Raw genomic sequence first — 5,251 nt, 5'->3', positions numbered from 1 at the left:
TAAAAGGAGTGGATTCCCCCACTCCTCTTTTTATTCCCTACAATTGTTTAACAACATACCTTTATTGCTAATTCAAACCTCAAAGTTCACTTTTCTTATCTTTCAGTAAAAAATGAAGTGAAGACCTTTGTTTTTTTATCATCCGCCAGTATGACCGTGAGCGTATTGTTCAATTTTATCCTCGCTAAGCGCCTTTTGTGTATCCGTTACATGGCTAGAATTTAATATAAATGTGAATGCAGCTGTAATACCAATTAAGCTGAAAATTACTTTTCTCATTTTAAAGCCTCCTTCTCAAAGTTTTTTTCTTCGGCTTGATGGCTAAGGTAAAAATAGTCACTTGCTTTTGAACTGTTATTTTCTTGATGGAATAAAACCGCTAATTTTTTAGCGTATTCTTGTACGTACTCATGTAGGTTTTCTCTTTCAAAATAAGAGATTCCTGTTTTAATTGTCTTTTCTAGTTCGTCAGCAGTTACTTTTTGATTTAATTTTTCTAAAATTAAAAAGTGATGTTCGTACTCTTCATTTTTAAGGTCTCTACAAATTTCTAATCCTTTATCTATAAGGTTAGAAGTTTCCTCTGAATCTCCTATTTTCATATGCTCTCTAGCCTTAATAAAGATTGCTTTATAATCTTTAGGGAGTTCTTGTATTACTTCAGATAAGTAGCGTATTGCTAGTTCAGATAAATTTTGACCAGCATACATTAATCCTAAGTTGTGACGAACAAACGTAATAAATTTTTCTTCACCTGATTTTTTAAATGTATTAATAGCTGTAATAAAGTGTTCTTCAGCTTCTTCAAATTGTTTTAAGTGCGTACAAGCCAAACCAATTAAATTATCACATAACGCAATAGTAGTCTCATATCCTGCATGCTTTTTAAAAATCTCTTTTGCCTTAGTAGCTTCTTTGATAGCCGCCAATGGCTTGTAGATATGATAATGGAAAGTGGATAGTTTGAAATAAAATTCAGCATGTTCAACTTCATCTGGAATATGGTTTAATAGTTCCTCAGCTTTGTTGTAATGTTCTTTCGCACTTGTAAAGTTACCTGTAATATTTGAATGAATAGCTTTAAAGAAATGGTAGTAGTACGATAAAAACTGATCTGCAGGCACCTCTAATGATTCAACCTTATCAAAACTGTCCTTTCCAATGCTTAAACTATCAATCATATATTGATGACGAAAATCTAAAAGAGAATAGTATAAAAGTAGATTTTGGTCTTCTTCAATATTGTGTATTTTTTGATCAATTTCAAGTTTTAATTTATGCGCCTTTCCAATATGTCTGGCACGAATCTCTATATACCAGTCATTTAACATTTTTGTGATTTGCTCATTACCCTTTATCGAAGCAATCATTATATATTCCCCCATCCTATAGAGTATCCTATTTATTACCATTATAGCAGAAAAACAGGATTCAATAAGTGATTTAAGTTTATTTATCAATAAAATTCAGAAAATAAAGTCAATTCATATGTGTGTATTATTTACAATTAACGCTCTGAAAGGGAGAGTGCCGAGATGAATATTAATAAGCTATAAGTGAAGAAGAAGCAATTCAACTAAGTAAAGAAAGAATTGTAGAAGTGAAAAGTGATGTTACAAATTATTTTAAAGCAAACTTTATCTTAAATAGACACTATGTTTTATTACTTTATTGCACTTTTACAATAGATACCATAAAATATAGTTATAAAAATAATACAATATTTTATGGTTCTATTTATAAAAAGGTCTGCAAATGTAAGCAGGCCTTTTTATGAGCCTTAATCATTAATATCATATTATTTTTCTAAATATATATATTTTGTTTTTGAAAGGAAGAAATGCTATGCAAAAAGAAAATGAACTCAACTTTTCTAAAAGCAATATAATCTGGATTGGCTGCTTAATTATATTTGTACCAGCAATATTTGGTTTGATTGCTTGTTATATGATTTTTGGAGATTTATTTATAGCTTTTTCTAAAATGTGGGCTTATAAAGGGAAACCAAATACTACAGCTAGTTCCATTACCTCTTTATCCTACATCTTTACTATTTTAATCTCATTTTACACATTATGTACTACAACTTTATTTAGTTTTTTAGTATATAGAGTTAGTAAAAGTGGTTTATCAGTTTCTAAGAAACTAAAGGATTTAGAAAACAAAAGGGATGAAGAGATCGTTAGAGAAAATGCTCTTATCGTTTATTATGATCTTCAACGTGGTATTTCTAATTTAAAAGATCTTTATCTAAATTATGTATTAATAAGAAAAAAAGAAAAACCAAATCGAATTTATTTCAGTACAGACTGGATTAAAAATGTTGCTAATTTAAGAGATCAGCTTACAGAACAGGAGTTAAATGCTGTCTATAAATTGTATGAACAATTTCATGCTTTGCAAAATATTTTAGAGAAAAATGAACCTTCAAAATCCGATGAAGAACTAAAGCAACATCTTGTAACATTATCTAAAGAAGTGTTTGCTAATTTTATACCATTAGAAATACTTGTTAAACACAGTATTAATTCGGCAAATGAGTTGGTAAATATTGATTTATATATTATCTTAAAGAAAATTTATTATTTAACATTTACCTCATCAAAGAGGGTAACTACTAAAGTAGAAGAATCAGATGGAAAAATAACTTATAAAACAGAATTAGATGGAACGCTCTTCTTTGAGGGAAGTAATGAAGAAATATTTGTGGGGACTGGAAAGCTTTATAACACTAATGAAGAGATAAAATGTTCTGGGAAGTTTTATTTAAAACAATTTTCTAGTGGAATGCTATATGGCTATTATGCTCCTGGATATAGATTATATCAAACTACTTACGATATAAGTATCGCACCTAAAGAATTTAATAATGTTTCAGTACATCAAATTAATAATGGTTTACTTAATCAATATTTTTATCAGGGACAATTTAAAAATGGAAAGCTTTATAATGGAATTACTACTTTATTTGGTTCTAAAAATGAAATTATCTATCAGGGTAAGGTAGTAGATGGTATTAGAGAAGGGAACGGGACATCGTATATTAAAGAAGGGCAAAGAGAATTCGAGGGTATTTGGAAGGGGGATCTACCCTATAATGGAGTATTATTCCAAGAGGATGAAGGAACATTTAAAGGTACTCTCAATAAAAATAGAAAACCTTGGGATGGAGAGACAAAGAACTTTGACCTCTCATCTGAAGTGAAATATTTTACAGGTACTATACGTAAAGGGAAACCTATTACAGGTATAGGTTATATTCTCCACGTGAAAAACATGGACCCTGTTTTTGAAAAGATAAAAAACGGAGACAAGTATCTAATCGAACATTTTGAATCTAGCAGTAATTTTGAGCCAAGCGAAGAAGTAAGTGAGCAGAAATTAGAACAAGTTGCATTAACTGAGAATAATCTTGGTCGTTTATCTGGACCTCACAATGAATTTCTTAAAGCTGAATGGAAACAAACAGATATACTTTTAAGTGAAAAATGTGAAAGAAATATAAAAATCTATAGTGCAACAGATTAATTATTATAGAGATCCCGCCACCATAAAGCATTTAAAATGGGATAGTAACCAAACAACTATGTGGGAATTACACAAAAGGCTATTAAAATAATTTAAGTGTTAGTTAACAAGGCTTTGCAACATTACCTATGTAACAAAGCTTTGTTCTTAGCATAATCCTTTAAATTCTAAGTAAAACTTTCTAATCAAACTCGAGTTATTGTATATTATTCTATAAATATTAACTTTTTATATATAAATAAAAAATTTAATATACATAAAAATATAGGATGATATGTTCATATATTCAACACATCGTCCTATATTTATCATAGTTTATTTAGCTTAAGGAAGTAACCTACTATTATTCAAATTGTCTTTTTTCTAATCGATCAATAGCTTCACGTTTCTTCTCGTTATTAATATTAGTATAAATACTAGTCACCTCCACAGAGGTATGGCCAAGTTGATCGCGTAATAATACTAGGTCCTTATTTTCTTTATAATGATTTGTAGCATAGGTATGTCGTAGTTTGTGGGGGCTGCGCTTCTCATCAAATGCACTTGTATACTTATCGATTAATTTCTGTATAGCTCTAACTGTTAGCTGCGTGAATTTACCTTTATAATTTGTAACAAAAAGTAAGTCTTCATTTTCAGGACAGTTATATTTACTAGAACGAACTTTAATATATTCTTGAACGTCATCTAAGCAGGAGCGGGTAGCTAATATGGACGATCTTTTATTACCTTTACGAGTCACTTTCACCGTTCCCTGACGGAAGTTTATACTAGATATAGTAAGACTAGCTACTTCAGAAACACGAAGTCCAGTACCTAAAATGAGGCTTATGATGGCAATATCTCTTTCTTTATCACGCTGAAAAAAACTGTATTTTCTCGGTGATATATCTTTCAACATTTCTCCGTAGTCATTTGCTAAAAATTGAAGAAAGGCTACATCATCCTTTTCATTAAAAATCATGTTTGCAACATCATCTGCTCTTGCAGCTGCATCCACTTTTTCCTTGTGTAGCTCTATTTTCTCCATAACATTACGTGAGATGTAATTTTCCCCAAGTTCATTTTCTGTATTCTGAGCCAAATACTTAAATAGGGATTTCAAAGCCGAGAATGTCCTATTTATAGCTCTTGTTTCAATTCCTTCACCCTGAAGATATCTTTGAAACGATCTTGCTTCATTTAAAGGTAAAGTTTCTAGGGTTGTAATGGGTACATCACATATATCCGTGACAACCATGCCATTATCAACAGCAAGCCGATTATTAACAAGCCATTTTAAAAACTTTTCATATTCAGTAATGTAAGCATATAATGTAGCGGGGGAGAGGGCTGTTTTCATTTCTGCGTACTCTATGATATACCAGGGCATTTTGTTTTTATGTTTATCTACTAATATTTTAAATTTTTCTTTTTCCTTATTACTCATGCTGTGCACCTCAAATCAAATATCATAAATGAATATTTCAACTAACTATTAAAATTTGTGAGATAGAATTCTAATTTAATAAATATTTCGCTTATATATTGGACACCTTACTCATTTTTTTGTAAAAGAAGAGAGGTATCAATATACTGTTGATACCTCTACTATAATCAATTTTATTATAATCATCAAACTGTTCGTTAAATACACTTTTAACGGATACATTATATGAGATAATTATTGTAAATTGAAGAATTATTATTACATTCTGTATGCTATTGAATAGAGAACTGGTGT

General features: G+C 30.0%; 4 protein-coding genes. 1 reads left to right on the top strand and 3 read right to left on the bottom strand.

The window, feature by feature from the left end:
• Nucleotides 1-138: 138 nt before the first annotated feature.
• Both ACS2CR_RS33410 and ACS2CR_RS33405 read right to left on the bottom strand, forming a co-directional pair.
• Complete coding sequence (locus ACS2CR_RS33410; protein ID WP_176283059.1) at nucleotides 139-279, bottom strand: hypothetical protein; 141 nt, start codon at nucleotides 277-279, stop codon at nucleotides 139-141.
• Entirely contained in the window at nucleotides 276-1,370 is a 1,095-nt protein-coding gene (locus tag ACS2CR_RS33405; protein ID WP_309567942.1) for a Rap family tetratricopeptide repeat protein, read from the bottom strand. The genes ACS2CR_RS33410 and ACS2CR_RS33405 overlap by 4 nt, the downstream gene beginning before the upstream one ends.
• 475 nt (nucleotides 1,371-1,845) lie before the next feature.
• Between ACS2CR_RS33405 and ACS2CR_RS33400 the strand changes: the two genes are divergently transcribed.
• Nucleotides 1,846-3,528 carry a hypothetical protein gene (locus ACS2CR_RS33400; protein ID WP_309567943.1) on the top strand — a complete coding sequence of 561 codons (1,683 nt, stop codon included), beginning with the start codon at nucleotides 1,846-1,848 and terminating at the stop codon, nucleotides 3,526-3,528.
• Nucleotides 3,529-3,871: 343 nt separating this feature from the next.
• On the opposite strand, the gene xerS is transcribed toward ACS2CR_RS33400, so the two are convergent.
• A complete protein-coding gene (xerS, locus tag ACS2CR_RS33395; protein WP_309567944.1) occupies nucleotides 3,872-4,957 on the bottom strand; it encodes a tyrosine recombinase XerS in 1,086 nt (361 codons plus the stop codon).
• Between the last annotated feature and the right edge of the window lie 294 nt (nucleotides 4,958-5,251).

Origin of the sequence: Bacillus cereus group sp. BceL291, from assembly GCF_051776705.1 — a bacterium.
Taxonomy (GTDB): Bacteria; Bacillota; Bacilli; order Bacillales; family Bacillaceae_G; genus Bacillus_A; species Bacillus_A cereus.
This window is presented reverse-complemented; position numbering and strand designations above follow the sequence as displayed.